Genomic DNA, 26,099 nt, shown 5'->3' with positions numbered 1-26,099 from the left:
TTCGAGCGCCTTTGCGCACTCTGCGAGTACCTCCGACTGGACCTTGCGAATCCTCGATATGTGGACCTGGGCTCGTGCAAACTCCTCGGCTGCTCGCTCCATATCTTGATTTGCACCTGCCCCAAGCAATTTCCTTTTCAAAGAATTCACTCGTCGGATACTCGCTGGATCGAGCGCGAGGCCTAGCGAAAAGCCATGCCTTAGAGCATTACGACTCGAATGGAATTTCCCGAGCCCGCTTTTTGGCCCAGTGTTGTGCATGGCGTTGCGCCGATTGGCCGCGATCTGCTTTTCGCTTGCCATCCTATTACACTCAATCTCTTCCCATACGCTGAATTCTTTCCCTTGATACTTTTGCACCTTTCTCATTTGCCGTCGGCACAGAATTCTTAGAACTCGCTGCCCTCTTGTTTTTCAGATGGCGCTTGATAATTCGATTGCGGCCGCCTTCCCTTCGATCGATCATGGCGTCAAGCGCGTGAATGCTGGCCATACGTAAGTGCAACGCATTAGCCTCGATATCTTCGATCGATATTTCGAGGTCGAGCACCAGGTCTTTGGCAGCGCGCTGCCGTTCTTCGGACCCACCAAAGTAATCTTGTGCTACCTTAAACGCCTTATCAGTATTCTGACCGAAAGCGGGGCCAAGCAGCATCGCTAGTGATTGCACTCGGGCGCTTCTGACTATCGCAGTTTGCATGCCTTTCAAAAGCTGCTCTTCCGCGACTTTATGGCTGATGTCTCGTGCCTCGATTTTCTCGAAGATATTTGTCGGCGCAATTTCGCGCTCGATCTCGTCGTCCAGCCATCGAAACCGGTCCGCGCTCGTCCGATCAGCAAGCGTCGGCCGACCGACCCAATCGTCGACACGATCAATCTGAGCTCTTTTCGCCATGGGGAATAGCCCTCGTATTGAACTAAGGATTCGCCCCTCTTGAACCGCGAGGAGCCGTAATTTACAACGGATGGCCTGCTAATAGTAGCCGAACATCTATCAACTACAAGGGGTCGCGGTGTGACTCAGAGCCCGATTTCACTCGACAGCTGGCAGGTGATCGACGCAGCCCTATGCCCTGACGACCGATTACGTCAGAACTGGAACTTTCATATCCGGGACGGCAATATCGTATTGCTGAATCGCAGCCTAAGGCGATCGTGCAGCGCTGGCGTATTCTTGCTCCGGATCATACGGCCTAGGCGAGCCAAGGATATCGTCCCTGGATTTGCTGTTCTCGCGCACCCAACTTGGGAGACACTTCCTCTTATTATTCCTCTGGCCGGAATACCGACGGCTATCCCGCAAGACCGCGACTGGCGCTTTATATGTCCGATCAGAAAGACTTTAGAACAGTGGCCTGCCCCTATGAGGTGGTCCGGTTTCAGTCTTAATGCATAATCGGCTTTTCGGCCATTGCTTGCGCTGCTGGCGGAAGCGATCCGGCTGGCTTTGAAGGCCAGGCGATGGCCTCTGGCGCCGGCGGTTTATATCCGAGCGATGAGTGTGGTCGCTCGGTGTTGTAGTAGCGCCGCCATGCCTCGATGATGACCTTGGCCTCGGCGAGGCTGTAGAAGATCTCACTGTTGAGCAGTTCGTCGCGAAGCTTCGAGTTGAAGCTCTCGCAGTAGCCGTTCTCCCAAGGGCTTCCGGGCTCGATGAACGCGGTCTTGGCGCCGACAGCTGCAATCCACTCTCGCACTGCCTTGGCGATGAACTCCGGCCCGTTATCAGAACGAACGTGGCCGGGCACGCCGCGTAGGATGAACAGGTCCGACAAGACGTCGATGACGTCGGTCGAGTTGAGCTTGCGATCAATCCGGATCGCCAGACATTCTCTGGTGAACTCGTCGATGATGTTGAGCATGCGGAACTTCCTGCCATTGTGGGTCCGGCCCTCGACGAAGTCATAGGACCAAACATGGTTTGGATGCTCGGGCCGAAGCCGGACGCACGATCCGTCATTCAGCCAGAGTCTGCCTCTCTTCGGTTGTTTCTGAGGAACCTTCAGCCCCTCCCGCCGCCAGATACGCTCGACACGCTTGGCATTCACCGTCCAACCCTCGGACCGCAGCATCGCCGTGATCCTGCGATAGCCATAGCGGCCGTAGCGTAAGGCCAGACTGATGATGTCGGTCGTCAATGCCTCTTCATCCGGTCGGCTTTGCGGCTTCTTGCGCTGGGTCGAGCGATGCTGGCCCAGAACCTTGCAGGCAAAGCGCTCCGAGACGGAGAACTTCACCATGACATGGTCGACGCAGCGGCGACGGCGGGAAGGGCTCAGAAGTTTCCCGAGGCAGCCTCTTTCAGGATCAGCTTCTCGAGCGTCAGGTCCGACACTGCCTTGCGCAGCCGGTCGTTCTCTTTCTCAAGCTCTTTCAAGCGCTTTACCTGATCGCCCTTCAGGCCACCAAACTCCTTGCGCCACCGGTAATACGTGAACTGCGTCACGCCGATCGAACGAACCGCTTCGCCAACCGATCTGCCTTGTGAAAGCAAAACATCGACCTGGCGCAGCTTCGCGACGATCTCTTCCGCCTTGTGCTTCTTCTGGGGCATTCCAATGTCCTCTCTAACGGCTAATAGCCTAATTCAGGGAGGACCACTTTTCAGGGGGCAGACCAGAACGCCAATTCGCGAGAAAGGACGCGGAGTTTTCAAAGCGTGAGTCCAGTATTCGCAAGATGCGGGATGCGCTTGCCAAGACCCGCAAGACGATCGACGCCGAGATCGCCAAGAAACTGCGCGCCGAGCGGACCTCGATTACTAAATCCGAAGCGAAAAAGGTTCGCCGCGCGTTGGCGGGCGATCTTGCGGAACGCGATCGACGCTTGGCCGAACTGCAGCGCAACCTGAATGCCAACAGGTCCAAGCTAGCAAGCGCCCAAAAGGCCCAGGCTGAGCTGATGCGCAAAGCACGTGAACTCGACGACGCCAAACGTGAACTCGATCTGAGGGTAGAGGAGAAGGTGCAGGCTTCACTTGCGAAGGTGCGCAGCACCGCGAAAGCCGAAGCCGAAGGCCACCTCAAGACCAGGGTCGCCGAGAAAGAAACTCAGATCGCTAGCATGAAGCGCCAGATCGAACAGCTGCGTCGCAAGGCTGAACAGGGTTCTCAGCAACTGCAAGGCCAAGCGCGCGAGGTCGAAATGGAGGCCTTGCTGTGCCAGCGCTTTCCCCGCGACCAAATCGAACCGGTACCAGTCGGTGTATTAGGTGGTGATATTCTACATCGCGTGCGCGGCGCCGCCGGCCAAGCCTGCGGCACGATCCTATGGGAATGCAAGCATACCCGGACCTGGAGTGACCGCTGGCTCGCCAAATTGCGCGACGATCAACGTGCCGTAAAGGCCGAGATTGCATTGATCGTGTCAAGCGCGTTACCCAATGGCGTTGATAGCTTCGGTTTCATCGACAATATCTGGGTGACCGCGCCCCGTTTCGCCATTCCGCTGGCCATGGTGCTCCGCCAATCACTGGTTGATCTAGCCAGCACCCGCCTTGCCGTCGATGGCCGCCGTACCAAAATGGGGATGATTTATCAGTATCTCACCGGTCCCCAATTCCGGCAACACATCGAGGCTATCATCGAAAAGTTCTGCGAAATGCAGTCCGATCTCGATCGCGAGCGCAGGGCCACCATGCGGCTATGGGCCAAACGCGAAGCCCAGCTCAACGGCGTCATCAGTGCCAGCACAAGTTTCTACGGTGATCTTCAGGGCATTGCTGGACGCGCTATGCCGGACATCGATAGCCTCGACCTGCTCACGCTCGAAGACAAGTCTGCCAGTTAGTGTAATTTATGGACAAAACCTGAAATGAACAGGAACTGATGCGATCATTTGCTCAGGAGAACTTTGGCAACAACCAAGTAAACCGCTCAATATATATTCGAAAATCTAGGACCTGCGATAATCATCCTGAATGCGGATGATGTCATCCTCGCCGAGATAGCTTCTTGTTTGAACTTCGATCAGCTCACGAGGAATCTTGCCGGGATTTTCCATCCGATGCGTGGCGCCGATAGGGATATAGATCGACTCGTTTTCGTGAACGATCTTCTCGGTGTTGTCGACAGTCACCAGGGCCGTACCATGCACTACAATCCAGTGCTTCGCGCGATGATGATGCTTTTGTAAAGACAGCCGGCAGCCCGCTTTCACCACGATGCGCTTTACCTGGTAGCGAACCCCGATGTCGAGCGAGTGATACGACCACCATGGCCGGTGAACCTTGAGATGATTCTCGGTGACCTGAGTACGACCGATTTTAGTTTTGCAACCAGCCACTTTAGTCCATTTGCATCGCTCTGACGCGAGACCAGCACGGCATCTTGAGTTGACACCACAACGAGGTCATCAACGCCTTCGAGTGCTACAAGCGCCCTGTCTGACGACAAATTGCAGTTCCGCGAGTTCTCAAACACCGCGGCGCCTCGCGCGGCATTGCCTTTCGTCTTTCTATGACAATTTCCATACGGCATACCAAGCACCGACGTCGGACCAACTACAACACCGGGAGGACGGCCGCCCGAGCTGTCTTTTCCATCACGGCGTAGTCGATAGAAATCGGCTCTGTACTTTATATATGCCGGTGCCGCCCCGTCGAGAATCACAAAGGCGAGATCCCGTTCTGCCTTGTCGATGGCCTGGGTTACCGCATCGACACTTGTACCATCGACGGCCCGATATTCCTCAAGAAGCGCATCCGCCCGAAACATGAAGTTGCCGCTATTCCAAAGATAGCCGTTCGCCACATTGCGCGCAGCCATGGCTGGGTCAGGCTTTTCGACGAACGCCACAACGGAATGCACGCAACCGTCGATAACATCGCCCAACGAAATGTATCCATATTCCGTGGCAGGACGCTCGGGCTTGACGCCAAACGTCACGATATGGCCTGAACTCGCGACACTCAGCGAGGCCTCACAGGCAGCGACGACATGATCAGTGGCGAGCGCCAGTACCACGGCATCGGCGTTTCGTGTCATCGCGAAAGCAGCCCCTACGGCGATGGCAGGACCGGAATCGCGTCGGCGCCAGCAACAGGCGTTGGCCAGATACCCTAAGCAAGGTGTCTTGAAAGGTTGAACGCTTGCCGAAAAAGGCTTATAAACTGCTTCGGACGACCCTTTCGCGAAAGCGGCCACAATCGAGTTCCGGCTCCGCCGCACATGATCCAGGGAATAATCCGATAGGACATGCTTTTCCTGCAAATCGACACGCCCCGTCTGGCGAGTTGCGCCGAATTATTTCATCGCTTTGGGGAAACCTGTCTTTATTGCTGGGCAGAACCAGCAGCCTATTCGCCGCAAAATAAGAAGATCACAGCAAATCTTCAACAGCCGATGTTGCGCATCTTTGTATCTGTCGATGATTTTGGAACAAGCCGCACTAACTGCGGCTGCCCACAACCCTGCCACAGCGATGTGGCCGACCCGACTCGACGGTCATGCCGTCAAACGATATACGACCTGAGCCATATGCCTTGAGTTTTGGAGCGTGATCGTTGGGCCTGGTCTTACCGCTGCTGGGCATCGCTCTAGCGGCTATCCTGTCGTTCGCTATGACATGGGCGCTCCGCCCGTTGCTAATGCGATATGCCTTGGCGCTACCGAATGCCCGATCCTCGCACAAGACCCCCACACCGCAAGGCGGTGGTATCGCGGTGATCAGCGCCACCCTCATTGTTGCTGGTGTTTTGATAGCACTATTCGGCTCAGCCGAGCTGAAATTCCCGGCGGCGATATTCGGCGCGACATTGTTTCTCGCGGCAGTGGGAGCCGCCGACGACATGAAATCAGTTCCGGTTTTGCCGCGCATAGCGATGCAGGGCCTCGCCGTCGGCGTGGTCGTCCTGACGATACCCAGCCACCTGCAGTGCATCCCCGCCTGTCCGCTGTGGCTTGAACGCGGCATTCTGATAATTGGGGGGCTTTGGTTCGTCAACCTCGTCAACTTCATGGACGGACTGGATTTGATGACGGTGGCCGAAACGGTGCCGATAGTCACCACCTTGATCGTTTTGGGTCTCGTAAGCGACTTACCCCAGGCGACCACAATCGTCGCGACAACACTTTGCGGCGCAGTTCTTGGCTTTGCGCCCTTCAATCGCCCAGTGGCAAAGGTATTTCTGGGAGACGTCGGTAGTCTACCGATCGGCTTATTACTGGGCTGGTGCCTGCTGGAGCTTACCTATCGCGGCCACTTGACGGCCGCACTTTTGCTGCCGCTATACTATTTAGCAGATGCCACAGTGACAATGCTGCGCCGTCTCTTCGCTGGCGAAACGATCTGGACGGCACACCGTTCGCATTTCTATCAACGCGCTATTGACAATGGTATGACGGTCACCAGCGTAGTCCGCACGGTATTCGCACTCAACATCGGTTTGGTCGGACTCGCCATAACCTCGATCGCAACGCCATCGATCACGGCAAAACTATCGCTGCTCGTCGCAGGCTCTGTCGCAGTGGCATGGGTAATGTTCAGGTTTGCGCGGGTGCGCTGATCGCTTGGTGCCGACCACCGAGCTCTGGTAACGCATCAACCAATACAGATTTAATCGAGGCGCGATCATTATTCGTAATCGCGGTATCAAGAACTTTCACACACTTTCGGATGACGTCCAGCGCCGGGTGGCTCGGCTTTACCGCCATGGTTCCCGCAATCTCGATTTCCATCATCGGCTTTGCCGTGAACAGGATTTCGTTGAATCGCTGCCCGGTCGCATCCCGGTGAAGACAATTTCAATGTCGCGATTGACCCGAAGTCCAGACAGTTGGATCATGCGTTCAGCTAGAGCGGGTTCGTTGATTTTAGATTCGGAACGGGATTCACAAATCGCGCGAATAATGCGAGTCCTTTGTCGCGATAGCGACGGGGGCGAGGCATGGCGCGAGCCTACAGTCAGGATTTGCGTGATCGCGTAATCGACGCCGCGCTGTCTGGCGCGTCTGCACGACAGGCTGCAGCCCGTTTCGGGATTGGCGAGGCCACAGCGATCGTGTGGGTTCGCAGGGCCCGCGAGGCCGGCGACCGTTCGGCGCGCAAGCAAGGCCAGCCACGCCGCTCGAAACTCGATCCGCACCGCGGTTATCTTCTCGGACTGATCGCGGAAACGCCGGACCTGACAATCAGCGAGCTACAGGAGTGGCTTCTGGCCGAACGCAGCGTACGCGCCAGCCGGGCGACGCTATGGACCTTCCTCGACCGCTGCGGACTGACGTTCAAAAAAATCCGCTCACGCGAACGAGCAGGACCGCCCGGACATCCTGAAGCGGCGCGAAGACTGGTTCGACGGCCAGCTCGATCTCGATCCGCAGCGCCTCGTCTTCATCGACGAGGCATGGACTTCGACCAACATGGCGCGTCGCTACGGTCGCGCCCCGAAAGGCGAGCGGCTTCGCGCCAGCGTTCCTCATGGCCACTGGAAAACGACGACCTTCATCGGCGCGCCGCGACAGACCGGAATGGTCGCGCCGATGGTCGTCGACGGGCCGATCAACGGCGTCTGGTTCCAAGCCTACATCGAGCAGGTCCTGGTTCCCGAACTGCGGCTCAGTGACATCGTTATCATGGACAATCTCGGCAGCCACAAAGGCGCCGGCGTGCGCGCGGCGATCGAAGCGACAGGAGCCAGGCTCCTGTACCTTCCGCCCTACAGCCCCGACTTCAATCCAATCGAGAACGCCTTCTCCAAGCTCAAGGCACTTCTGCGAAAGGCGGCCGAGCGAACGGTCGACGGCATGTGGAGCCGCATCGGCGCATTGCTGCCGACCTTCACGCCGCAGGAATGCGCCAACTTCTTCGCCGCTGCTGGTTATGAGCCGGATTAAGCCGAATCCGCTCTAGTTCGACGATCTTAACGGGCTGGCCCATGTCGAGCACGTAGACCGATACATCTGGTCGGACCGGCGTCATGGCATGGCTTGCGGCAGTAATGACCAAGTCACAAACCTCACGAATGGACATAAAATATCGGACCATATGCGGGTGAGTTACTGTGACGGGCCCGCCGGCTTCAATCTGTGCCTTGAATTATGGCACCAATGAACCATGCGAGGCCAGTACGTTTCCGAATCGAACCGAAATCAAACGCGTCCGCCCCTTGCCACCAAACTGAGCCCTAAGGTCGCAATCCAGCGCCTGACAATAAATCTCGGCGAAACGCTTAGTCAGGCCGAGCATTGACACTGGTTCGATGGCCTTGTCTGTCGAAATCATCACCATGGCTTCCGCACCTGTGGCGACCGCGGAATCTGCCACGTTCATCGAGCCAAAAATGTTGGTTTTGATCCCTTCGCTCCAGTCTCGCTCAAGGATCGGCGCTTGTTTAAGCGCCGCGGCATGAAATACGATGTCCGGCCTGAATTCTTCCATCGCGACTGGAAACGGGCACGATCTCGAATATCGGCGACAGGTCCCTCAATAATGGCTTTTGCTCGCCCGCGTTTTCAAACGCTCTATCACCGCATAAAGCGCCGGCTCGGAATTCTCTATGATGAGCAATCGTATCGCACCAGAAGTAACGGCAAACGATCGTCGAGCGCTCCGCTAAAACGAAGATCTAGCCGGTTTCCGTACCTTGATCCTTGAGGCACGCGAGGAAGCGCAATTCTCTGGCTTGCTGAGTGAGCATGGCGCCGAGGTCTGCAGTGCCCGATGTTCACCATCCGCGATGCGCCGGATCCCGCCCCCGTCGAGGACTGTATCAGGCGCTGCCGCATGACGATCTGGTGTTGACGAGCGGCGAAGGGTTGAGGCGCCTCATCAAGGCTGCGCGGCAGATCGGCCTCGATCAGGCGTTCATCGCTGCCATCGGCAAATTCCCGCACGTTTGCGCGCGGCCCGAAGCCGGGCAAGGCGCTGCGCGAGATCGGACTAGAGGCGACGACACCACCGATAAACCGACATCCCAAGGCATCGCCGAAATCCTGGCGCGGCTCGATCTCGACGGCCATCGCGTCGGCCCGCAGCTTTATCTAGACCGCGACCACAGCGTGCTGCTTGGAACAATCACCGCGCGGGGCGCGAGTGTCGATCTGGTGCTGCCGTACGCCTATGATGCGAGCACAGCCGCGGCCAAGATCGTTACCGCGATCGGAGAAATGGCCGACGGCCGGGTCGATGTCATTGCGCTGACGAGTTCGGGACAGGTTCGCCGGCTTGTGGAGGTCACGCGCATCCACCGCTGCGAGGAAAAGCTGCGCGCCGGGCTCGACCGCACGAAGATCGCGTCGGTCGGGCCGGTCGTCTCCGACGATCTGACCTCTTTCGGCTTGCGGACCGACATCACTCCGGCGAACGACGCATTCTTCATGAAGCCGCTGATATCGGCGATGGCAGCGGCGCTTGGCAATAGCGGGCTGAAGTCATCATTAGCATAAAAGCCGCCGCCATTTTTCTGTCTACGAGGATGGCCCCGGCGGACCTCGCCTTTCCACAGCGCGAATTGTGCGGCCGCGCCATGAACGAACGTAGGAAACGCCGCGATATGGTTGGCCGTCCGTCTTTCAGAACAATGTCACTGACGGCGCTCCCACATCGCGCCGGGGTTTTTGTATCGAATTGAGGCTGGTTCGGTCATAGGTTCGCACCCACGGAATCGAGGTAGGGCATTGGATTGGTCCTATGAGGTGTGATTTTTGGCTAGATCGATTGGGCTTTGATGGATAGGTTCGCGGCCACTGAGGACCGTATGACATCCGACATCAAAATAGACGTTTACTTTGCTACCGCCCTGGCGCTCGCCATTGGCATTCTGGGCCTATGGCCTCACTTCAGGTTCATAGCCGAAGTGGAAGAATTTCGTTACCTCCACTACGCGTATGACGAAGATACCTATATCCTTGGCTGGTTGAATGGCGCGCTTCGCTCGACACGATTCCTGTCGGGCGCGGCTCTATCTACCGTAAACTTGGTAACCGCAGGGTCGCTTAATGCAACAATGATTTTGTCGGACTTTCTTTTCCCTGCGATAGCCACCTTAGCCGCTTATTTTGCCGCGTGCCAAATCGCAGTCAGCAAACCCGTTAGATCTCTCGCTGCCATCACGCTTGTATTCGCCGGAGACCTATTTTCACTCGGCAGCCAAGCCATTTGGGCCTCGTCTACGTTCAATCGGTTCTCGCATATCATAGGCATGCTCGGGCCTAACCTTGTGCCGCCATATGAAACAAGCTTTTTTTCCATCTATCGAACGCCGGAACCACAAGTCAGCCTGACTTTAATGTTCATTGTACTTGGCCTTATGGCAAAGCTCGCGAAAGGTGAGCAATCAGCCAGAACGCTGGGTCTTTCGGTCGCAACGATTTCGCTATTGCCGCTCGGATATACGTTCGTCACATTTCCCGTAATACTTATCGTTGTCGGTGCGCTGTTCGTGTACTCGGCCCACCGAATGAAGGCTCCCAGTATAACGATACTCATTGGCATCTGTGGCTCAGTAGCGCTTTACACTCTATGTTCACACTGGCAGCCGGATAATTCACAATCAACAGCAGTAGTTGCTGAGGCGCTCAGCTACCATTCGCGCCTTCCGATCATAACGCCCGCAGTTTTGGCAAGCGCCGTACTAGGCGTCACGTTTGCTGTATGGCTCGTTGCAGCGCGGTGCTGGACACCTGTCGCATTACTCGCCCTCGGCTGCCTCATCACGCCCTTCGTTCTAAGCAACCAACAAATCCTGACAAACACTATGATTAGCGCCCGGGATTGGGAGCGTAACGCGAGTTACCAGATCATCTGGTTCGGTGCGGCACTTGCTATCGCTGTAATTCATTCATCAAAAAACTGGCACACACCGACTGTCTCATTAGTCGCTCCAACATCCCTCCTCTTGCTCATCTTATTTGTCGCCGCCCGTGGTCAAAATCTTACGTATAAGATGTGGCTACCACACAACGAAGCGTCAATCGCAATGACGCGCGCGCTCAACGCCCTGGACCAGAAAGAAGTCATTGCGTCAGAGATAACTCTTGAGAATGCGAGCCTGGCGCCACTGCTTCAGCTACGGTTCGGCGCGAAACTAGATATACCCCTAAGCTTTTACAGAGCGGGTATCGATCTAATTCCGAACATGGAGGCAAAGGCTATCGCTGCATTGCCAAGCCCGCTTGAGCCGGCCGCCTTTGCCAATTGGGATCATAATGGAATCGACCCTAACGATGCCGAGAAACTTGTTAAAACTGAAATTCAGCAAAAGGCAGGATCATATATCAGCTACTTGTTCAGTTTTCGGGATTCATGGTATCCGGCCAGCGACAACAGAGCTGTTAGGCCAACCGAGCTTTTGCGCAGCATAGGACCGCTGATAGACCGCTACAGAATTTATCTCTGCCGCAATCGCGATACTAAACCTCACCTTCTGGTCAGCACTAAAAGCAACCCAAAAAACACAAGATACACAGACGTTCTTTTGTCATCTGCGAAGGCTGACAACTCAAGTGCATCTGTCTTTCGACAAGAGCCGTCGTATCTCGCGTGCAATACTACCTAACCCTTATCGCGTGATGCCGCCACCAGTGCAACTCGCCCTTCTGGCCTGCCCCTATGAGGTGGTCCGGTTTCAGTCTTAATGCATAATCGGCTTTTCGGCCATTGCTTGCGCTGCTGGCGGAAGCGATCCGGCTGGCTTTGAAGGCCAGGCGATGGCCTCTGGCGCCGGCGGTTTATATCCGAGCGATGAGTGTGGTCGCTCGGTGTTGTAGTAGCGCCGCCATGCCTCGATGATGACCTTGGCCTCGGCGAGGCTGTAGAAGATCTCACTGTTGAGCAGTTCGTCGCGAAGCTTCGAGTTGAAGCTCTCGCAGTAGCCGTTCTCCCAAGGGCTTCCGGGCTCGATGAACGCGGTCTTGGCGCCGACAGCTGCAATCCACTCTCGCACTGCCTTGGCGATGAACTCCGGCCCGTTATCAGAACGAACGTGGCCGGGCACGCCGCGTAGGATGAACAGGTCCGACAAGACGTCGATGACGTCGGTCGAGTTGAGCTTGCGATCAATCCGGATCGCCAGACATTCTCTGGTGAACTCGTCGATGATGTTGAGCATGCGGAACTTCCTGCCATTGTGGGTCCGGCCCTCGACGAAGTCATAGGACCAAACATGGTTTGGATGCTCGGGCCGAAGCCGGACGCACGATCCGTCATTCAGCCAGAGTCTGCCTCTCTTCGGTTGTTTCTGAGGAACCTTCAGCCCCTCCCGCCGCCAGATACGCTCGACACGCTTGGCATTCACCGTCCAACCCTCGGACCGCAGCATCGCCGTGATCCTGCGATAGCCATAGCGGCCGTAGCGTAAGGCCAGACTGATGATGTCGGTCGTCAATGCCTCTTCATCCGGTCGGCTTTGCGGCTTCTTGCGCTGGGTCGAGCGATGCTGGCCCAGAACCTTGCAGGCAAAGCGCTCCGAGACGGAGAACTTCACCATGACATGGTCGACGCAGCGGCGACGGCGGGAAGGGCTCAGAAGTTTCCCGAGGCAGCCTCTTTCAGGATCAGCTTCTCGAGCGTCAGGTCCGACACTGCCTTGCGCAGCCGGTCGTTCTCTTTCTCAAGCTCTTTCAAGCGCTTTACCTGATCGCCCTTCAGGCCACCAAACTCCTTGCGCCACCGGTAATACGTGAACTGCGTCACGCCGATCGAACGAACCGCTTCGCCAACCGATCTGCCTTGTGAAAGCAAAACATCGACCTGGCGCAGCTTCGCGACGATCTCTTCCGCCTTGTGCTTCTTCTGGGGCATTCCAATGTCCTCTCTAACGGCTAATAGCCTAATTCAGGGAGGACCACTTTTCAGGGGGCAGACCAAATTCCAGCACACGCTGGCCTAGTTTCGGGGAGCACTTCATTCCAACGGTTCACTCTCCTTATGAACGAGGGGCAAACAGGGGAGCAGGTCATTCTGACTGACACTGATACCATTCCGATAATGTTTGTCGTCACAGCGGTCGTACGGTTCCGTATACAAGCCAGTCCCCAGCCGTTAGAGAAATACTCGTAACTAGTTCAGGTCAGCTAGAGGCTGAAATTTTGATAAATCGCAGAGCAGATATTGACGGGCTTCGCGCCGTTGCTGTCCTGAGTGTCCTATTATTCCACGCAAAGTTTTCCGCGTTCGCGGGCGGCTTCGTTGGCGTCGATGTTTTCTTTGTCATCAGCGGATTTGTCATCACCGAGACAGTCCTTCGCGACATCGAAGGAGAACGTTTTTCTTTCATCAATTTTTACGCAAAGCGCGTCAGACGCATTTTTCCAGCACTGATTATCGTTATCTTCGTAGCAATCGCTGCTGGTTGGTTCCTTCTGCCGCCTTCAAGCTACGCAAAGCTAGCCAAGCAAGCGATTGCGGGCGCATTTTTCGTCTCAAATTTTCTTTTTTGGAACGAGGCTGGATACTTCGATAAGGCGGCTGAACTTAAGCCGCTGCTCCATCTTTGGTCCCTTGGCATCGAGGAACAGTTCTATGTAGTTTGGCCGCTCGCGATCTTCCTCGTTTCCCGGAAACGACGGGCCTTGCTCACGTTTCTTGCCGTCGCCATTGTGGCGTCATTTTCGTACTGTGTTTATCTTACAGGCGTCGACCACACCGCCGCTTTTTATTCGCCGCTGACCCGCATTTGGGAACTGTCACTCGGCGGCTTGATCGCTGTCGTTCCAACAGAATCAAAAACTGCTCAGGTCCGCTCTGGAATATTCGTCCTTGGACTTATCGCCATTGGCGTCGCGGTTCTCACATTCAAACCGAGCATTCCATTCCCAGGATATTTTGCCGCTATCCCAACGCTGGGAGCCGCCGCGATAATCTGGACTGGAAAGAACAACCCAGTTGCCCGATATACGCTTGCAATCAGGTCAATCGTTTACGTCGGTCTCATAAGCTACCCGCTTTACCTTTGGCACTGGCCGATCCTGTCATTCACGTGGCAGACCGGGTGGCCCGTGCCGCGTATAGCATTATTGACGTTTAGCGCTGTTCTCGCGGCCGCAACCTATGAACTTGTTGAGAAGCATATTCAGCGCCGACAACCGCAGATCATATCGAAGCCCCTACTCGCTGGCATGGCGTCCGTCGCAGCCGCTTCACTAGCCATATTCGCCGCGAACGGGGTGTACTCGCGCTATCCAGAAAACGTTGCGGTAGTTCTGAGAGCGTTAGACTACGATTATGGCCCGGATGCTCGCCTTTATGAGTGTTGGCTCGTTGATGAGCGCGGACGGCAAAACTTCCCGACTGAGTGCACATCCCCAAACCGGCCCGGCGGCGTCCTCATTATGGGCGATTCCCACGCCGCCAGACTTTATCCTGGTCTCAAAACCGCTTTCGAAAGCGCACCTATTTGGCAGATCACACGATCAAGCTGTTTGCCTATCGGCGGCCGCACGCTGTGCAATCAAACCCGTGATTACGCCCTGAAGATCGCAGCCGAACAAAAACCGCGTTATGCCATCCTCTTTGCTGCTTGGGCTAACTACTCACCGGATTGGGACGAAAGCAGCAAGCTAGGCACCGCCCTTGGAAACACCATTGACCAATTTTTTCACACCGGAACTCAGGTCATTGTCCTCGGTCCAGCTCCTAGATGGAAAGGTGACCTACCAGTCGTCGCTCAGAAAGCTAGAGAACAATTAGGCCAGATTCCGTTGCGCAATAAGAGCGTAGAGAATGTCATCAGTTCAGTGGATCAGCAGATCAAAACAATTGCCGAACATCACGGAGCGAAATTCATCTCTGTCAACAACCTGCTGTGTAACGATGTAGGCTGCCTGGTTTACGCTCCCGGAGAACCAAGCAATCTCCTGTCATGGGATACTGGTCATCTGACTACAGCGGGCGCAAAGTACGTCTCCAATCTCATACGTCCATCAATTGAGCCAGGCGACGACGACAGCACCCAATCGATGATTACTATTCCGGGGGCACTTGCAGAACCACTTGCCGCTGTCGAGAACCCGCCGCGGCCTCCAGCACGGTAGCCAGTTCCTGCTGTCGTCGCGTTCGCGCTGATGTTGGCACGGCCACCTATCCCTCCGCTTCCAAGCATGGAATTGGCTCCATCTCCGCCGGCTGGTAAGCGCTGTGGTGGCCTCACCTTTTTCTGACGTCGCTGATCAGCGATGGTGATGATCTCTGAAGGGAAGATCGGCTTGTTTCGCCACCGCGGTCGCAACCGTCCGCTCGATGCGGATCGTGTTGCCGGAATCATCGAGGTTGAGATTGGCAGCGTCACGGTGCGCGTCGGCTGCGGTGCCGACGCCAGGACGGTCGCGGCGGTATCCGCGCGCTAGAGGCCAGCGCGTGATCGGTCCGACCGGCGCAGTTCGGGTTATGACGGCGACCAAGCCGGTCGACCTCCGGAAGGGCGCCGAGGGTCTCGCGGCTCTGGTGCGAGACGGGATGAAGACCGATCCGTTCTCCGGCGCTGTCTACGTGTTTCGCGCCAAGCGGGCGGACCGTGTGAAGCTGATCTTCTGGGATGGCACTGGTGTCTGCCTGTTTGCCAAGCGGCTCGAAGATGGCGCGTTCCGCTGGGCCAATGTAGCGAACGGCGTCGTGCACCTGACTGCGGCGCAGCTCTCGGCGTTATTGGAAGGTCTCGACTGGCGCCGTGTCCACGTCGCGCGCGAGACGACGGTGCCGACGCAGGCCAGTTGATCTGCGACACAGTGAATCACCTTCATCGGATCGCTCGCGACGCATTGGGGCTCGTGATATAAATGCTTTCATGACGGCTCTGGCGGACGCGCTTCCCGACGATCCCGGCGCGCTGAAGGCGATGCTGCTGGCGGAACGGGCACGCGCCGAACGGTTGGAACAGATCATCAGGGAGTTGCGCCGCCGTCGCTTTGGTCGACGCGCCGAGACGCTGCCGGAAGATCAACTGCTGCTCGGGCTCGAAGAGGTCGAGCAGGCTGCTGCGAGCAGCGAGGCGGAAGGTGAAGCCGCCGCTCCGACCGAACGAGCACGTCGTACCGTCAAGCGTCGCATGAACCGCGGATCGCTTCCGGCACATCTGCCGCGCATCGAGATGCGTAGTCGATATCGAGGACCACAACTGTCCATGCTGTCGTAACGCGCTGCATTGGATTGGCGAAGACCGCAGCGAGCGGCTCGGCATCATCCCCGCGCAGCTGCGTGCTCGTCGTCCTCCGGCCAAAGTATGCCTGTCGGGTCTGCGAAGAGGTGGTGGTGCAAGCTCTGCAGCATCGAACCGCATAACTATCTGGCCGACGTCATCACCAGGATCGTCAACGGCCATCCCAACAGCCAGATCGACGACCTGCTGCCTTGGGCCTACCCCGATGCGCTGGATATCAGGGCAGTTGCCTGAAAACACCGCTTACGCCGGCTGTCGGGGTCGATCCGGTTAAGATTCCAGGAGAGCCGTCAGCGCCCACACGTGATATTATGCTAGCTGTCCCCGTATTGGCGCCACCCACCCCGCCAAGCTTAGCAGTAGTGCCGGTGTTCCCAATGCCAGCCGCCCCGCCCCCAGCGGTAATTGATACCGGAGAGCCGACTGAAGATAACCCTCCTGCTGTACCAGTTATGCTGCCGTGGACATCTTCTGAAGAAGCGGCCGCCGGAAAACACGTGGCTCAGGTTCAGCACAATATGTGGGTCGCTAATGCCCGCTCGGCAAACGTTGTAGGAATGTACGAGACATCCCTTCTCTTTGGCCAGATGGGCAGGAATGCACAAATTCAGGCGCGACGTGGACCACAAGCTTCGGGTGCTCAGACGCGCGGATCCGATTGGCGATGTCGGGAAGGCTTGCCGGTGTTTTGGCGTTGGTCGGGTGTCTTCTGAAGCTCGCGTATCAGGGCCAGTTAGCTGCAGCACTCTTACTGCCGCTCTAATATCTCGCCGATGCGACAGTAACAATGCTTCGTCGGCTATTCGCAGGCGAGAAAGTCTGGACGGCGCATCGCTCACACTTCTATCAGCGTGCCACCGACAACGGATTCTCGGTTATCATGGTTGTCGGCAGGGTGTTCGGATTAAAACTTGTTCTGGCCGCACTGGCCATTGCGTCTGTCTTAACCGCTTCGATCATCGTGAAGGCTGTCGTCACGATCGTAGGCGCCATTGCGATTGTGATGGTCGCGATTTCGCGACCAAAACAAAACCCCGATCATGCGATTTCTTGAAGACTCGGCGGATCGTCGACCGGCATCATCATGCTGGTCGTCGTACGCCGGCCGTTACTCCGACAACTGACTCTGAACCGCGTAACTAACACGCGTCGCCGAGATCTGATCCGCCAACGAGATCGGCCACTGTCCGCCGTTCTGGAACGCCTCGGCGAGCGCCTTGAGTTCTTCGAGCTGCCCCTTCTCCATCGTTAGCCCCTTCCAGCCACCCTTGCCGCCGGTCACGCTGAGCAGCTTGTAATCATCAAGCACCAGCACCTTGCCGTCGACAAAAATATCGGCCCGCTCCTTGGGGAAGCTTTTGGCGCCCATCGAAGTATAGGTCAGCGTGCAAACGGAACCGTCGGCATAGCGAACGGTCGCGACAAAGTTGTCGTCGCGACGCCAGTGATCGGAGGCCGGCGCGATCGTGCAGGCATGCACATCGACTGGCCGGCTGCCGGTCAGCGCACTGAACAGATCGTAGATGTGGCAGGCTTCACCGATATTGCGGCCACCACCATGCACTCCGTGCACCCAATGGTCTGACGGAATGTAACCGGCATTCATCCGATAGTTCACGATGATCGGCGAGGCGCGATCCTTCATCGCCGCTTGCGCGGCGACGATGGCCGGAGAGAAGCGACGGTTGAAGCCCGTCATTAGCAACGGGCCATTCGGATTGGCCGCGTAGAACGCTTCGATAGCGTCGAGCCCTTCTTCGGCCATTGCCAAAGGCTTCTCGACAAAAACGTGCTTGCCGGCCTTCAGCGCTGCCAGCGTCATCTCCGCGTGCAGGTCATGGCGTGTGGCAATCAGCACCAGATCGATCTGCGGATCGTCGAGCACCGTCTGGTAGTCGGTGGCGGCCTTTGCAACGCCGAAACGTTCGGCGGCGCTGCGCGCAGACAATCCGGTGCGGCTGACGACGGTGCGAAGATCGAACCTGTCCTTCAGCTTGTCGAGGTTGGGAAGATGCATCCCTTGCGCAAACCCGCCTGCACCGACCAAGGCCAGCTTGACGCGGCCGTCGACCGGAGCGGCCGTGCCGACATGCAGCACACGATCCGCAGCACCCTCCCGTGACGGATACTTCAGGAGCACCAGGAGCGGCTTCTCGCCCTCGCCGGACAAGCGCCCATAGGCTTCTTCTGCCTGATTGATCGGGAACGCTTCCTGCAGCATATTATCGAGACGCACCCGCCGGCTGGCCAGTAGCCGCAGGTACTCCTGCATGTTGCGATTTTCGGTCCAGCGAACATAAGGCAGCGGATAGTCGGCACCCTCCTCCTCGTAGACCGCATCGTAACGTCCGGGACCATACGAGCATGAGATCAGGACATCGAGCTCCTTGGTATAGATATCCGAACGCGCCATGTTCAGGCCGACGTCACCAACGATGACGACGCGCGCCTTCTTGCGGCAAGCCTGGAACGACTCGGCGAGGATATCGCTGGACGCGGAGGCAGCCGTGATGATCACAGCGTCGGCTCCGGCGCCGTCGGTGAGCTTGATCACGCGCTCGACCAGATTGCCGTCTTTCGGATTGATGCCGACGTCGAGCCCATTTTCGATGGCAACAGCGATCCGGCGTGGATCGACGTCGGTGCCGATCACCCGGCATCCGTTGGCGCTCAACAGCTGAGTCGTGATCTGCCCGAGGATGCCGAGGCCGACAACAACAACAGTCTCGCCAAGCGTCGGCTGCGCGCGCCGCACCCCTTGCATCGCAATGGCGCCGAGCGTCACAGTGGCGGCGAGATCGAACGACAGCGTCTGCGGAACCGGAACACTGAGGTTGACGGGAACGTCAATCAGTTCGGCATGATTAGCAACGCCAGCACCGGCGCACGCCACACGATCGCCGACCGCAAAGCCCTCGACCTCGGTTCCGACAGCAACCACCGTGCCCGCCGCCGAATAGCCGGTCGGGAGCCCGGCATCGAGTTTGCCTTTGACCTGCTTGTAGATCCGCGCGATGCCCTGATCGCGCATCAACTGAACCACGCGCTTTACGTGATGCGGTTGCTTCAATGCGCGACGATAGAGCGGCAGGCCGGACATCTTGATGCCGGCCATCTCGGTTCCAACGCTGACGCAAGAGCGGTCGACCTGAACCAGCAGGTTCTTCGGGCCGACGACCGGCGCCGGCACTTCCTTCAAAAAAACCTTGCCGGACCGGACCAGAAGTTGCTTCACGACCAAACTCCGCGGGTATCGATAACGGCCTTGTTATTCAGGTCCGTTTCGGTAATTTCCTTGTAGATACGATGGTTGACGAGCATGACAACAATGTGAGCTTGCTGAATGGCATCGCGCACGTTCTCAATCAGGCGAACATGCTTCTGGCCCGCGAGTGCTCCCGGCAATTCGTCCGCATGCGGCTCGGAGATCAGAACGTCGCAGTTGGTCCAGCTGGCAACGACCTCGGCAATCCGCAGCGACGGGCTCTCGCGAAAGTCGTCGACATCGGGCTTGAACGCCAGGCCCAGCAGCGCAACTTTAGGCGCGGCGCCCGCCGAACGCACCCCGGCGACGGCGGTCTTGATCTTTTCGAGCACGTAATGCGGCTTGCCGTCATTGACTTCGCGCGCGGTGCGGATCAGCAGGGATTCCTTCGGCGCCGCCTGGATGATGAACCATGGATCGACGGCGATGCAGTGTCCGCCGACTCCCGGCCCCGGCTGCAGGATATTGACCCGCGGATGGTGGTTTGCGAGTCGGATCACTTCCCAGACATTGATGTCGAGCTTTTCGCAGATAATAGACAGTTCGTTGGCAAAGGCGATCCCGACGTCGCGAAACGAATTCTCGGTGAGCTTGCACATCTCCGCAGTGCGCACGCCGGTCCTGAGCAGGCTGCCTGTGCAGAAGATCTGATAAAGCTGTTCCGCACGCGCCGAACATGCCGGCGTGATGCCGCCAATGATGCGATCGTTCTCCACCAGTTCGACCAGAACGCGTCCCGGCAGAACCCGCTCCGGGCAATAAGCCACGTGGACGTCGCAACCGTCCTCACCATGCCTGGGAAAGCGCAGATCGGGCCGCAAGGCGGCCAGTTGGGCCACCATGCTCTCGGTCGTTCCGGGCGGCGACGTCGATTCCAGCACTACCAGGTCGCCCGATTTGAGAACCGGCGCCACCGAAGCCGCCGCCGCATGAACGTACGCAAGGTCAGCCTTGTTATCGTGAAAGGGCGTCGGAACCGCGATGACGAATGCGTCCGCAGCCTCGGGCGCGGGTGCCGCACGCAAAAAGCCGTTCTGCACGACGCGCGCAGTCACCGCATCGAGATCCGGCTCAACAATGTGAATCTCGCCGCGATTGATTTTGGTCACGACATCCTTGTTGACGTCGACGCCCAGGACCGACGTTCCTCTCGAAGCCAGCACCACGGCGGTCGGCAATCCGATATAGCCAAGTCCCACCACGCAAATTGTTGTCAGCCTGCTCTCGCTCACGCTTGCTCCTCGATTACTGCGCGAATCCGCTTCGCGGCCTGACCATCTCCGTAAGGATTCATTGCGCGCGCCATACGGTCATAGTGCGCCGCGTCGCGCAGCAACCGATTGGCTTCATCGACAATACGCTGCTGGGATGTGCCGACCAGAATGACGGTACCGGCATCGACGGCTTCAGGCCGCTCGGTTGCGTCACGCATGACAAGGACAGGTTTGCCCAGCGACGGCGCTTCTTCCTGCACGCCGCCGGAATCGGTGATGATGATATACGATCGCTCCATTAGGAAGACAAACGGCTCGTAATCGAGCGGATCGATCAAATGGATCCTGGGGTGTGTCCCAAGCATGCGCTCGACCGGACCGCGGACATTGGGATTGGGATGCACCGGGTACACGAGTTGAACATCGTTTAGCGTGACAATATCCAGCATTGCGCGACATATGTTTTCGAAACCGAAGCCAAAGTTCTCGCGCCGATGGCCCGTTACGAGAACAAGCGGCAGGCCGGAATCGAGATAGCTGAATTGGCGCTCGAAACCCGCGCGGATTTCCGGCGCAGCCTTGAGGCGCGCGACCGTCTCGATCAATGCATCGATGACGGTATTCCCGGTCAAGTGAATGTCCGACGCGTTCACACCTTCGGCCAGCAGATTCTGGCGTGACCGCTCGGTTGGCGTAAAATGAAAGCGTGTCGCCAAAGTCGCCACGCGGCGATTCATCTCCTCGGGCCACGGCGCAAGCAGCGAACCCGAGCGCAGGCCGGCTTCGACGTGACCGACCGGCAGCTTCCGATAGAACGCAGCAAGTGAGCTTGCGAGCGTGGTCGACGTGTCGCCGTGCACTAGGACCAAATCCGGCTTCTCCTGATCGAGCACCTGCCCGACTCCGGTCAGCAGTCGCGCCGTCAACTGGTCAAGCGTCTGGTTAGGTAGCATCAGATCAAGATCGTGATCCGGCGAGATCGCAAACAGCGCCAATACCTGATCAAGAATGCCGCGGTGCTGAGCAGTCACGCACACGCGCAGATTCACAGCACTGCTCTTTCGCAGTTCGGTGACAACCGGCGCCATCTTGATGGCTTCAGGCCGCGTTCCGAATATCGCGATGACTTTCTTCATAGAACGCGTGGTGTTCCTCACAAGGACGTGGCTACTGGCACGAAAAGAGTAATTCCGGGCGAGAATTTCTGTTGGCCCGGCGCAGCGTTGTGTACCCATTGCCGTCCGGATATTCAATCGCATGCTAGGCTAAACCCGCTAAATGACCGTCACTTGATAGACATTTTAACCGGCAGGATAAGGACTATGCGTCACTGACCTGCATACAAATGCCCCAGGATGGACGTTTCCAGCGTCGGAGGCGATTGAGCGACGCCGCCAAACGGCGGCTTCAAGTCGACAGCCCCAAAGTTCTGGCTGGGATAATGACGCACTTGTCCGCGTCCGGAGCCGTTATTCTTGGTATTGATATACCGTCAATTTGACCATCCGCAGACATCGATGGCTTAACTCTATATGTCGACCGACTGACCTGAGCGGTGTCAGCAAGCGGTAGACGGCATTCGGGAGAAGTATGGTCTTTCGGGACGCCAGACCTGCCGGATCGTCGGCCAGCACGCCGGGACGCGGCTATACGCCACCATCGTGCGATCTGACAAAGACGCGTTGACGAGGATTATCTCTCTCGCATCCCAGTACGGACAATATCATCGGATCACATCGCTGCTTGCCGATGCAGGCAAGTTGGCCGTGATCGTGTCCAGCGGATCTGACGCCGCGAGAGGCGCAAGGACGCTCTACGTGCGCCTGGCAGCCCATGGGAGAGTGGCTACAGCGAATCCTTTCAACGGCAAACTGCGCGACGAAAGCCTGAACGGTGAAATCTTCTAAAGCCCGAAAGAAGCCACTGTCGTCATCGAGCAATGGCGCAAACACTTCAACACGATCCCACCCTACTCATTAAAAGCTGCCGCCTCCGGCACCGCAAACTTGGGCGCCGAAACTGCAGTTCTGGATCGGAGCGCAGCGATACAGTAGTCTTTTCACGCTGGTCTAAAATATCCGTCAGGTCATCACGGCATGCGTTACTTCTGGCACCGATCATCCTAACCTCTTTTCGACAATTGCAGCAACTCTCAGATTATTGAGAAATGGCAAGATGAATCGCACTAAAGCGGAAAATACTAAAAGATCATCTTTCGTACCAAGCGGATTGTTAGAATTTCTTGGAAACAACTGCACTTCAATCGCCTTGATATCGATATTCCTGGCTGCACTCGCGCTGCGTTTGTCGTTTTTGGCGTACAGAGGCGGGCTGTCTCCCGATCCGCTCGCTTGGGCTGGAGACAATTACTTTGGAGGTATAACGGAAAAATACCTTGCTATGAGAGATCGAATTCTCTCCGGCGGATATGAGCCTCAGCTATATTTCTATCTTCCCGGTTATCCTGCATTTCTGGCCTTTCTCAAGTCCATCAGAATCGATGACCTGAATCATGTCAGGATTATTCAAGCCGCGGTGGATTCATTTGCTGTCGCTCCGCTGTTTTACGTAGCTCGTCGTATCGCGCAGTCCGCGTCGTTTGCGCTTGTTTCGTGCGGTATCTACGCCATCGCTCCGTGGTGGGCGGCGGGCTCGACATATCTGCTTGCGGAGTCGCTCCTCCCGGCGCTCGTCATCTCGCTTCTGGCGACAATGGCAGCAATTCGCGAGCGTCCGGAAAAATCACTGCATTGGGTGGCATTGGGGGCTTTTGCGGCTGTCCTGCCATACTTTCGTTCGGAAATGGTCTTGCTTGTCATCCCACTGGCGGCATGGGCCTTGCTGGTGGCTCCTCCGCGCCGGCGCTTGTTGTCAACAGTCTTGGTTATCACGGCATTCGCAGCGCTGCTGCTGGCGTGGTCCACGCGGAACTATGCGGTGCATGGGCATTTCATGCTGACGCCACCTGCGAAATGGTATGCGGCATGGTCAGGGTTGGGCCAAATACCCAACGATTTCGGATATTTTGTCAACGACTCGCACGCGGCCCACATGCTCGCATCGAAGGGCATTTCTTTCGATTCCATGCAATCGGAAGAATTCTGGAAAAGGGAATATATATCGGCCTGGCTCGCGCATCCCATGCATGTGTTCGAGACAATCATCTTCCGATTCAGGTTGATCTTGACTGGCACAGATATGATCGCGTGGCCTTCGGCGCAAAGCCACGGTCTGATTCAATATCTTTATCTAGGCTTGATGTGCATCACCCCTGCCGCACTCTTCTGGCTTGTCTGGAAGCGCCGGTGGTCGGATGCGATGCTCGTTGTCCTGCCGGTTGGATATGCGCTTTGCAGCCTCGGCATCCTCTATGTGGAGCGCCGCTATGTCAGATATGCTGGCTTGACCTATGTGCTGGCGTTTCCAGTCTTTATGGCAGCTGCCGCGAATCTGCCGTCCTACTTCCTGAAGACATCCAAGTCGTTCAACGGGGTGTCGTTCAGGTCAGCATTGGGCATTATTGGCATGGCGGCGCTGACGATTTGCTTTCTGTTCGAATTCTCGAGTTTGAGGCCATGGGTGACTCTCAATGCCATTTCGCAGCGGTCTGACCGGACTGCGTTCGAAGCGCTGCCGTGGGCGCATCATCTTGACGACACAACATTCGGCAAAGCCATCGCCGAAGTCGAAACCTTCAGGACCTCTTCGGGCCTTATGCTCCGCGCCAACGCCAGAAGCGGCACCTATCTACTGATAACGCAGGTCGGCGGCAATCAAGGCGCGGTTGCCCTCATCAAATATGGCGTGAGACTGGATAGCGGCGCGCTCGCCATCGGAGTCCTGTCGGGAGACAGCCGCCGATGGCTGACCTACCAGGACCTGCGGGGCGCGCCGGGCAGCATCCAGAATGGCGAAATTGCAACTGGGGCTGAATCAGGCAGTCAGCTTGTGATCACCGCCGGGCCCGGAGATGGCGAGATGAGCGCTCTTATCAAGAGGCTCGAATGGAAGCTCGCCTGCCCGCGCGTGCCGATCGCGCCGCTGCTCTTGCTTTTCAATCAAGAAACGGTGCCTGTGGGTGCGTGTCGGCAGGAATAGGGCACTATTCGGGCCAATCCAGATCATTCTTCAATGCTGCACATGCGCGGGTTAGTGAAGCCTTGGGAATGTATATTACGTTTCTGACTGGGCGGTGCCCGCCGTTGAGCATGATTTATTTTTTCGATGTTGCGGATGGTAGCGAATGGTGCAGGCAATGGATATTTACCGCAAACCGGCGGAGTTGGACAAAACAGCCAGCCGCCCCTTCCTGTCGATCATCATCCCGATCTTCAACGAAGAAGAAAGTATCATCATTCTTTGCAGGGATTTGTTCGGCATTCTGGAAGCCATCGGCAAGCGATTTGAGGTCATCTGCGTCAACGACGGCAGCAAGGATGGTTCCATGGAGGCGCTGCGCAAGGAAGCCGCTGTGCGACCGGAATTGAAGATCGTCAGCTTCCGCCGGAACTACGGTCAGACCGCGGCGATGATGGCCGGCATTGACCACGCCGAAGGCGAGGTGATCATTTCCATCGATGCTGATTTGCAGAACGACCCGCGCGACATTCCGGCTTTGCTGGAAAAGATGGAAGAAGGGTTCGACGTCGTCTCCGGCTGGCGAAAGGATCGTCAGGACGCCGCTATCAGACGCAATCTCATTAGCCGGGTGGCCAATCGAATCATCTCCAGAATCTCCGGCGTGCGCCTGCACGATTACGGTTGCACGTTGAAGGCGTACCGTCATGAGGTCGTCAAGGATGTTCGCCTTTATGGCGAGATGCACCGATTCATTCCCATCTACGCATCATGGATGGGCGCACGCGTGTGCGAACTGCCGGTGCGCCACCACGCCCGCAAGTTCGGCCGTTCCAAATACGGTCTCGAACGGGTTGCGAAGGTCATACTGGACCTGATTGTCGTGAAATTCCTCGACCGTCATTTCGTCAAACCGATCTACGTATTCGGCGGGTTCGGGCTGCTGTCGCTGGTGTTCTCCGGATCTGTCGTGTTGTGGATGATCTGGCTGAAAATCTTCGACGACGTGTCCATGATACAGACGCCGCTGCCGATCCTGACCGCCATGACCTTTCTGGTCGGCGTGCTGAGCATATTGATGGGGTTGCTCGCCGAAATGCTGGTGCGCACCTATTTCGAATCGCGCGGGCACCGATCATACAGCGTGCGTGAAACGATCAACATGGCGGAAGAATGAGCCATGTGCGGGATGGCAGGCTTCGTCGGCAGGGCGACCGTTCCGACCTCGAGGCGATGACGCGCGCGCTCGCCCATTGTGGTCCAGACGGCGAAGGGTTCCACGTCGACGCCAAAATTGCCCTGCCTCTGGGGCATCGGCGGCTCGCGGTGCGTGATCTCCGCGGTGGAATTCAAACACTCATTGACATGAGCCACCAGCTTCATCCATCGATGCGAGAATCTTGTGGTTCTTTAAGCGTGTAGTTGACATAACCTGCTACTGTTTCTCGCAAGA

19 protein-coding genes and 3 pseudogenes are annotated in these 26,099 nt (G+C 57.1%); 13 read left to right on the top strand and 9 right to left on the bottom strand.

The features are described from left to right. Positions 1-313: 313 nt before the first annotated feature. Both ACZ5IL_RS07725 and ACZ5IL_RS07720 read right to left on the bottom strand, forming a co-directional pair. On the bottom strand, positions 314-895 hold the full coding sequence (locus ACZ5IL_RS07725; protein WP_464596131.1) for a hypothetical protein: 582 nt from the start codon (positions 893-895) through the stop codon (positions 314-316). Positions 896-1,385: 490 nt separating this feature from the next. Next, positions 1,386-2,554 (bottom strand): IS3 family transposase gene (locus tag ACZ5IL_RS07720; RefSeq protein ID WP_464592339.1). Its coding sequence is split into 2 segments (ribosomal slippage): positions 1,386-2,290 and positions 2,290-2,554, totalling 1,170 coding nucleotides; the frame shifts between segments, so codons are not numbered across the junction. 272 nt (positions 2,555-2,826) lie between these two features. Here ACZ5IL_RS07720 and ACZ5IL_RS07715 point away from each other — a divergent pair. Further along, positions 2,827-3,789, top strand: coding sequence for a DUF2130 domain-containing protein (locus ACZ5IL_RS07715; RefSeq protein ID WP_464596130.1), 963 nt, complete (start codon positions 2,827-2,829; stop codon positions 3,787-3,789). Between the two features lie 105 nt (positions 3,790-3,894). Here the strand turns inward: ACZ5IL_RS07715 and ACZ5IL_RS07710 are convergent. After that, positions 3,895-5,197, bottom strand: a pseudogene (locus tag ACZ5IL_RS07710) (mannose-1-phosphate guanylyltransferase/mannose-6-phosphate isomerase). A gap of 363 nt (positions 5,198-5,560) precedes the next feature. Here ACZ5IL_RS07710 and ACZ5IL_RS07705 point away from each other — a divergent pair. Further along, on the top strand, positions 5,561-6,505 hold the full coding sequence (locus ACZ5IL_RS07705) for an MraY family glycosyltransferase (RefSeq protein ID WP_464596863.1): 945 nt from the start codon (positions 5,561-5,563) through the stop codon (positions 6,503-6,505). Here the strand turns inward: ACZ5IL_RS07705 and ACZ5IL_RS07700 are convergent. Further along, on the bottom strand, positions 6,483-6,677 hold the full coding sequence (locus tag ACZ5IL_RS07700) for a hypothetical protein (protein WP_464596129.1): 195 nt from the start codon (positions 6,675-6,677) through the stop codon (positions 6,483-6,485). The genes ACZ5IL_RS07705 and ACZ5IL_RS07700 overlap by 23 nt on opposite strands. Positions 6,678-6,886: 209 nt before the next feature. On the opposite strand from ACZ5IL_RS07700, the gene ACZ5IL_RS07695 reads away from it, so the two are divergent. Further along, a protein-coding gene (locus ACZ5IL_RS07695; RefSeq protein ID WP_464596128.1) for an IS630 family transposase occupies positions 6,887-7,832 on the top strand; the annotation gives its coding sequence in 2 pieces (ribosomal slippage) (positions 6,887-7,227 and positions 7,226-7,832; 948 coding nt in all). Positions 7,833-7,845: 13 nt separating this feature from the next. Here the strand turns inward: ACZ5IL_RS07695 and ACZ5IL_RS07690 are convergent. After that, positions 7,846-8,526, bottom strand: a pseudogene (locus tag ACZ5IL_RS07690) (polysaccharide biosynthesis protein); the annotation flags it as partial. Positions 8,527-8,633: 107 nt separating this feature from the next. On the opposite strand from ACZ5IL_RS07690, the gene ACZ5IL_RS07685 reads away from it, so the two are divergent. Together ACZ5IL_RS07685 and ACZ5IL_RS07680 are read left to right on the top strand one after the other, a co-directional pair. Next, positions 8,634-9,383, top strand: coding sequence for a uroporphyrinogen-III synthase (locus tag ACZ5IL_RS07685; protein WP_464596127.1), 750 nt, complete (start codon positions 8,634-8,636; stop codon positions 9,381-9,383). A 311-nt stretch (positions 9,384-9,694) separates the two neighbouring features. Then, entirely contained in the window at positions 9,695-11,494 is a 1,800-nt protein-coding gene (locus ACZ5IL_RS07680) for a hypothetical protein (protein ID WP_464596126.1), read from the top strand. Between the two features lie 75 nt (positions 11,495-11,569). Here the strand turns inward: ACZ5IL_RS07680 and ACZ5IL_RS07675 are convergent. Next, a protein-coding gene (locus tag ACZ5IL_RS07675) for an IS3 family transposase (RefSeq protein ID WP_464592339.1) occupies positions 11,570-12,738 on the bottom strand; the annotation gives its coding sequence in 2 pieces (ribosomal slippage) (positions 11,570-12,474 and positions 12,474-12,738; 1,170 coding nt in all). A 287-nt stretch (positions 12,739-13,025) separates the two neighbouring features. Here ACZ5IL_RS07675 and ACZ5IL_RS07670 point away from each other — a divergent pair. From ACZ5IL_RS07670 to ACZ5IL_RS07645, 6 genes and pseudogenes are all read left to right on the top strand, one after another. Then, positions 13,026-14,969 carry an acyltransferase family protein gene (locus ACZ5IL_RS07670; protein ID WP_464596125.1) on the top strand — a complete coding sequence of 648 codons (1,944 nt, stop codon included), beginning with the start codon at positions 13,026-13,028 and terminating at the stop codon, positions 14,967-14,969. Positions 14,970-15,110: 141 nt separating this feature from the next. Beyond that, on the top strand, positions 15,111-15,281 hold the full coding sequence (locus ACZ5IL_RS07665; RefSeq protein ID WP_464596124.1) for a hypothetical protein: 171 nt from the start codon (positions 15,111-15,113) through the stop codon (positions 15,279-15,281). Positions 15,282-15,291: 10 nt separating this feature from the next. Further along, positions 15,292-15,648, top strand: coding sequence for an IS66 family insertion sequence element accessory protein TnpB (gene tnpB, locus ACZ5IL_RS07660; RefSeq protein WP_464596123.1), 357 nt, complete (start codon positions 15,292-15,294; stop codon positions 15,646-15,648). Positions 15,649-15,718: 70 nt separating this feature from the next. Further along, a pseudogene (locus ACZ5IL_RS07655) lies at positions 15,719-16,191 on the top strand (transposase domain-containing protein); the annotation flags it as partial. Continuing rightward, positions 16,154-16,324, top strand: a complete 171-nt coding sequence (locus ACZ5IL_RS07650) for a transposase domain-containing protein (protein WP_464596122.1) — start codon at positions 16,154-16,156, stop codon at positions 16,322-16,324. The pseudogene ACZ5IL_RS07655 and the gene ACZ5IL_RS07650, both read left to right, overlap by 38 nt. Positions 16,325-16,877: 553 nt before the next feature. Next, a complete protein-coding gene (locus ACZ5IL_RS07645; protein WP_464596121.1) occupies positions 16,878-17,144 on the top strand; it encodes a hypothetical protein in 267 nt (88 codons plus the stop codon). A 54-nt stretch (positions 17,145-17,198) separates the two neighbouring features. On the opposite strand, the gene ACZ5IL_RS07640 is transcribed toward ACZ5IL_RS07645, so the two are convergent. Genes ACZ5IL_RS07640 through wecB form a run of 3 tightly spaced genes read right to left on the bottom strand, consistent with a single transcriptional unit; the run spans position 17,199 to position 21,705 of the window. Further along, positions 17,199-19,325 carry a bi-domain-containing oxidoreductase gene (locus ACZ5IL_RS07640; RefSeq protein ID WP_464596120.1) on the bottom strand — a complete coding sequence of 709 codons (2,127 nt, stop codon included), beginning with the start codon at positions 19,323-19,325 and terminating at the stop codon, positions 17,199-17,201. Next, positions 19,322-20,587, bottom strand: coding sequence for a UDP-N-acetyl-D-mannosamine dehydrogenase (gene wecC / locus ACZ5IL_RS07635; RefSeq protein WP_464596119.1), 1,266 nt, complete (start codon positions 20,585-20,587; stop codon positions 19,322-19,324). The genes ACZ5IL_RS07640 and wecC overlap by 4 nt, the downstream gene beginning before the upstream one ends. Further along, positions 20,584-21,705, bottom strand: coding sequence for a non-hydrolyzing UDP-N-acetylglucosamine 2-epimerase (gene wecB / locus ACZ5IL_RS07630; protein WP_464596118.1), 1,122 nt, complete (start codon positions 21,703-21,705; stop codon positions 20,584-20,586). Before wecB ends, wecC begins: the two co-directional genes overlap by 4 nt. 1,264 nt (positions 21,706-22,969) lie before the next feature. Here wecB and ACZ5IL_RS07625 point away from each other — a divergent pair. Both ACZ5IL_RS07625 and ACZ5IL_RS07620 read left to right on the top strand, forming a co-directional pair. Beyond that, complete coding sequence (locus ACZ5IL_RS07625) at positions 22,970-24,667, top strand: glycosyltransferase family protein (protein ID WP_464596117.1); 1,698 nt, start codon at positions 22,970-22,972, stop codon at positions 24,665-24,667. 145 nt (positions 24,668-24,812) lie between these two features. After that, complete coding sequence (locus ACZ5IL_RS07620) at positions 24,813-25,823, top strand: glycosyltransferase family 2 protein (protein ID WP_464596116.1); 1,011 nt, start codon at positions 24,813-24,815, stop codon at positions 25,821-25,823. Positions 25,824-26,099 lie beyond the last annotated feature (276 nt).

The sequence above is a fragment of the Nitrobacter sp. CN101 genome (assembly GCF_055390255.1).
The sequence above is the reverse complement of the archived record's forward strand: the minus strand, read 5'-3'. Positions and strand labels throughout refer to the sequence as shown.

Bases quoted from the DNA above. Each gene is read 5' to 3' on its own strand.
- ACZ5IL_RS07725 (WP_464596131.1), bottom strand. From the start codon at position 895: ATGGCGAAAAGAGCTCAGATTGATCGTGTCGACGATTGGGTCGGTCGG.
- ACZ5IL_RS07705 (WP_464596863.1), top strand. From the start codon at position 5,561: ATGACATGGGCGCTCCGCCCGTTGCTAATGCGATATGCCTTGGCGCTA.
- ACZ5IL_RS07700 (WP_464596129.1), bottom strand. From the start codon at position 6,677: ATGGAAATCGAGATTGCGGGAACCATGGCGGTAAAGCCGAGCCACCCG.
- ACZ5IL_RS07685 (WP_464596127.1), top strand. From the start codon at position 8,634: ATGGCGCCGAGGTCTGCAGTGCCCGATGTTCACCATCCGCGATGCGCC.
- ACZ5IL_RS07680 (WP_464596126.1), top strand. From the start codon at position 9,695: ATGACATCCGACATCAAAATAGACGTTTACTTTGCTACCGCCCTGGCG.
- ACZ5IL_RS07665 (WP_464596124.1), top strand. From the start codon at position 15,111: ATGGTGATGATCTCTGAAGGGAAGATCGGCTTGTTTCGCCACCGCGGT.
- ACZ5IL_RS07650 (WP_464596122.1), top strand. From the start codon at position 16,154: ATGCCTGTCGGGTCTGCGAAGAGGTGGTGGTGCAAGCTCTGCAGCATC.
- ACZ5IL_RS07645 (WP_464596121.1), top strand. From the start codon at position 16,878: ATGCTTCGTCGGCTATTCGCAGGCGAGAAAGTCTGGACGGCGCATCGC.
- wecB (WP_464596118.1), bottom strand. From the start codon at position 21,705: ATGAAGAAAGTCATCGCGATATTCGGAACGCGGCCTGAAGCCATCAAG.
- ACZ5IL_RS07625 (WP_464596117.1), top strand. From the start codon at position 22,970: ATGAGAGATCGAATTCTCTCCGGCGGATATGAGCCTCAGCTATATTTC.
- ACZ5IL_RS07620 (WP_464596116.1), top strand. From the start codon at position 24,813: ATGGTGCAGGCAATGGATATTTACCGCAAACCGGCGGAGTTGGACAAA.